The 4,343-nt window shown below is 41.1% G+C and carries 4 protein-coding genes; all 4 read right to left on the reverse strand.

All coding sequences use genetic code 11. The annotated features are described in order from the left end of the window. Window positions 1–201 precede the first annotated feature (201 nt). A complete protein-coding gene (locus AC1DM9_RS34145; RefSeq protein WP_477584472.1) occupies window positions 202–1,347 on the reverse strand; it encodes a hypothetical protein in 1,146 nt (381 codons plus the stop codon). 832 nt (window positions 1,348–2,179) lie between these two features. After that, complete coding sequence (locus AC1DM9_RS34150) at window positions 2,180–3,094, reverse strand: phosphotransferase (protein WP_477584474.1); 915 nt, start codon at window positions 3,092–3,094, stop codon at window positions 2,180–2,182. Window positions 3,095–3,159: 65 nt separating this feature from the next. Next, window positions 3,160–3,312 carry a hypothetical protein gene (locus AC1DM9_RS34155; RefSeq protein ID WP_477513017.1) on the reverse strand — a complete coding sequence of 51 codons (153 nt, stop codon included), beginning with the start codon at window positions 3,310–3,312 and terminating at the stop codon, window positions 3,160–3,162. A 31-nt stretch (window positions 3,313–3,343) separates the two neighbouring features. Then, window positions 3,344–4,015, reverse strand: coding sequence for a hypothetical protein (locus AC1DM9_RS34160; RefSeq protein ID WP_441886914.1), 672 nt, complete (start codon window positions 4,013–4,015; stop codon window positions 3,344–3,346). Window positions 4,016–4,343: the final 328 nt, after the last annotated feature.

The raw sequence follows: 4,343 nt of genomic DNA on the forward strand, positions 1-4,343 counted from the left end.
ATAAATCTGTAATGGTTCCATACAGCCATACAGATTATTATATCTATTTTTATAGATTTGTAAATATAAAATGTGCTGTTTTCTCCAATATCTTTTGACAAGAACTTGAAAAATCTATTGCCTGTACCGACTTTTGTTGGAGAAATCTGCCCGTTAGCGCAACGAAGCTGCCAATCCAGATTGAGGTCGAAGTCATTGCAGTTAAACGAACATTTTATGAGCCAACACAATGGCATTAACCGCTGATACAGTATCCTTGGCTACCAGCTGTTCATCCAGCTTAAAATGAAGTTGTAAGGTAGAGACTGGTGGATTTTTAGTAGAAATCATGAGCCCAACCTCATGAGATGAAAGCACTTTCGCTTGAATGATTTGCAGCCAGGGGATAAGATCCGGTAATGATTTATTCTCCGAAGGGCCGGTTTCCATGCCATCCACCCCAATTGGTGAATGCCCATCGAAATATTCAATCCTGAGCACAGCATAAGAGCGGGTACTGTTCCTCTTCAAGGCCATAGCCGCGTCCATCCGTTGGCGGGAGGTTTTTTTAGAACCGAAAATCACATTCCACAAAACGATTAACATTGAGGGGATGAGGAAGCCGAGCACCGCCAACCATCCACTGGAGGTCTTGACATAGACGGTAAGAAAGAGGGCTGCGGACAGAATCGCAAGCAACCATATGTAGAGCTCCTGCCGCCATTTGGCCTGGCGCTTCCCAGATGTTGGAGGAGTGGACTGTGCTGGCTGAATTTCCGGAGCTTCTTCCGGCTGAGCTGCCGTACGTTCTCTCCATGGCAAATGCTCACCATTCAGCATATAGAAGTTATCGGCTGCTCCCTGCCAGACCTTCACCTGCGAGGGATGCGGCGACTGCCAGAGCGTAACGTATTCTTGAATGTCTTTCAGATAGAGGGCGGGATCGCCCGTAAACGAGAAATATTGTGAAAGCTCCAGATGAATAACGGCAGCAGAATGCCGCTGTACATGGGTCGACAAGGTTTCCAGCCACTCATGCACAGGTGCGGCAAGAGAAGGGAAATGGGCCAGCGTGCCGGGTAAGCTCAGGCGCAGCTGCTCTGCAGCATCCGCCCATGGAATCTGCCATTGGAATGCCTTGGAAAAGCATTCCCACTCAGGGAGATCCTCCACATCCGGTTGGTCCATATGGGGTTGAATCCTGCTCCATGCTTGCATAAGCTGCCCGCTATAGCGCTGGAACTGCTCCTGGCTGACCAGACAAAACCATACTGGAGCGAGAAAATTATTCGTCTCGAAAGCTGTATTCTCATAATCGACCGAATCTGTATCGGCGTTTGTAACGTACAGGAATGTCCGGTTTCCCATAAAAGATCCTTTCCTCCTACCTTTGTTTCACATCCAATAATGGAACCAAAAAGCGATTCTATAAGTTCGTCATTTTATGATGAAAATAAAGTGAGAAGGGCGCCCGCAATTAGAGTGCCCTTCTCTCGTTTGCAATGCAACTGCACCTATTGATCCGTTTGGATTGAGCGGAGTCAGGCTCAGGCAACCGCCGCCCGTACTCGATTTTGGTGACACTTCGCGGCGACAGCTTCATCCGAGGCGGTATTTTGAATTACAAAATTGGCAGTCTTCGTAATTTTAATCACTGAACCCTTTTCCAACAATTTTTTTTATCCAAATCAACATATACCGTGATACTTTCAGTTGAAACACTCAGTATGATTAAATGTAACGGAGTATACTTCTTTTCCGTAATAGCTACCAATTAAATTAGCAAATTATTATTAACAGTCACTTTCCTTACAACTGAATCTTTCGGACTCACAGGAATTTGGTCTTGTTTTTCATCATTAAGACTGTTGAAAGCAGTCATCTCAATTGGTAACTCACTTCTTTCAGATTGAAATAGATTACGTCCGCTAAAGATATTGTTAAAAGGATAAGTATCGGAATAAATAACAATCTCTTCAAGATATCCCTCCTACCGCATCAAGTCCTTTAGCTAATCGTTACTTCAATGAAGCAACAATTCCGCTCGGCACATAGTTTTAGCATTATACTTCAAACGAGATAAGGTATTAAGATGTTGCGTTAAACTACCCGTTAATGTAACGAAGCTGCCGATCCTTGCCCGCAACCTCCTCCGAATTGAGTGTTGAGCTATAGTTCCTCGTTAGCGGAATGACCTTTCTTAATCAGCGAGAGCACGTTTTATGATCGCTTTTGCTTCAGCAACCAACTTTTCATCTTTATAATCAATTGCCTGCATCATGATCAAAATGGGAATGTATATGGCTATCAATCGAGCTAATATCTTCGTTTCTTCATCGACATCCCCATATTCTTTGAAAAAGTCTGAACGCGCATCCGGAGGCAAAAAGCTATACGCGACATTCAAGTCGCAAGCAGGATGTCCGATATTGATATCTCCCCAGTCGATAATCCCTGAAATTATTCCATTCTCGTCTACCAGCATATTTTTAAAATGAAGGTCTCCATGGAGGAATACGTTTTTGGGTTTCACTTTTTCAGTTCCAAGCTGTTCCAAATAGTTCGATAATTCACGATACTCTTCTTCACTAAAATGAAGGGCAAGGTCGGAAATGAATTTATGCAACTTTTCTTTACGCATTGCAATATCAATCAAATTTCTATGGTCATGTTGAACTCCATTTTCTTGGGCAATTTGCACAGGGAATGCATGTAAGCTTTTTAAAAATTGCGCGAGCGTTGTTGCTGATACCGCACGTTTCTTGTCAGTTAATCCGATTGGAAACTCTCCTGATAAATAGGGGTAGCCTAGGAAAGGTGCAGGATAATTATAATCCCCTTCCCCAAAAAATAGCGGTAACGAATATGCAATGGAACAATAATCTTTAAGCTTAGGTAGTATCTTTCCTTCCATCCTTAAACGATTAATTGCAACTTCTCTTCTTGGAAAGCGAAATACATATTCGACCCCGACAAGAAAAACAGTGTTATCCCAGCCGTATCCTAGTTTTTGTACGCTTTGTGAAGCTAACTGCGGAAACTGACTGCTTATTAATTTATGAGCCAATTCTTCTGATACTTCCCATTCCGCATCCCATTGATTCGTACTTCCCATATCCATTTATCGACTCCCTCACGAAAATAGAAAATAGGCTCGACTAGCCTGTTCCATTTACAACATCATATCATTAATTTGTTCTTCTGTTCGAGAACAACCTTACCGTCTGTTCCTCTATCCTGCCAGTTAGCGTAACGGCGAAGGGCTGCCACGCGGCAGCCCTTTTGGTTTTCAACTATCGTCTCCCGATAATCCAATAACAACATCAGACTCATTCCCTAGGATATCCCATGCTATTGATACTAATTAATCCTCTCTAAATATAATCCATTTATCATGCTCTTTTACCATCGCGAAATTAGGGTCAAATATTGAACCGACCTTATCTAAAAAAATCACTACCAATAGTTCTACTTTAGATTCTACTCCGAATTCGTTTTGGATGGCCTTTGCTCTATTATCCGGGTCGTGACGAATCCATAGTATTTTCTCAATATTATCTCGATTTTCGTATAAACCAGTCAGAACTCCTTTCACATCAATTTTATGAAAATCTTTGATATCATTCCTATTCATTGCATCATACAGTTTAAAGATTGTTGATAGAATATCGGGCGATATGGAACTGTCAACAATAGGTGTTCTTTCACTTCCATCCAAGAGTGCTTCAAGCATAAATGAATTCACTCTTTTTAGTTCAGATAAAAGGTTTGTATTATCCAATTGAAGATCAGCTAAATTTTCATTCAATTTATTCTTCTCCAACTCAAAGTCAGCTTTTAGTTTTAAGAAATCCTTCTCTTTAATGAATATTTCATTTTTGTATGTGCTGGCTGTTTGTTCTTTTTCCATTATTTCACTATTTTTTTCAACTAACTGCACACTCATCGAATTTATTTTTTTTTGTTGTATGACGATTATACAAAACAGTATTAATAACAGTAATACGGAACCAAAAAGTGTTTTTTTGTTAAGCAATTGGATTCACCACCTCCTGAAATCAACCCTTATCGATAGCTGCTTTCTCTGTGAACTTCTTTATTCGGCTCTCAAAAGAAGCGCAATCATGCATCATCGCTAACAATAAAATTGATGGAATTAAACTGTAAGCTGGTTACAATTATACCCCAATTAAATGACGCCCTTTCATACCAAATTGTTGCGTTAAACTGCCCGTTAACATTCCTGTAGGTGTTAGTAGATTCAATTTGCAGTAAAACGAACGCCCCGCTAGGATGAGTATGTACTGGGTTGGAGCCCTCAGAACTCACCTTAGGAGGCGTTATTATGAAGTCTAGACTAACTA

The organism is Paenibacillus sp. 01T431, from assembly GCF_056398625.1.

What these genes read in the sequence shown, in the direction of transcription:
- AC1DM9_RS34145 (WP_477584472.1), bottom strand. Translation starts at nt 1,347, where the DNA reads ATGGGAAACCGGACATTCCTGTACGTTACAAACGCCGATACAGATTCG.
- AC1DM9_RS34150 (WP_477584474.1), bottom strand. Translation starts at nt 3,094, where the DNA reads ATGGGAAGTACGAATCAATGGGATGCGGAATGGGAAGTATCAGAAGAA.
- AC1DM9_RS34155 (WP_477513017.1), bottom strand. Translation starts at nt 3,312, where the DNA reads ATGAGTCTGATGTTGTTATTGGATTATCGGGAGACGATAGTTGAAAAC.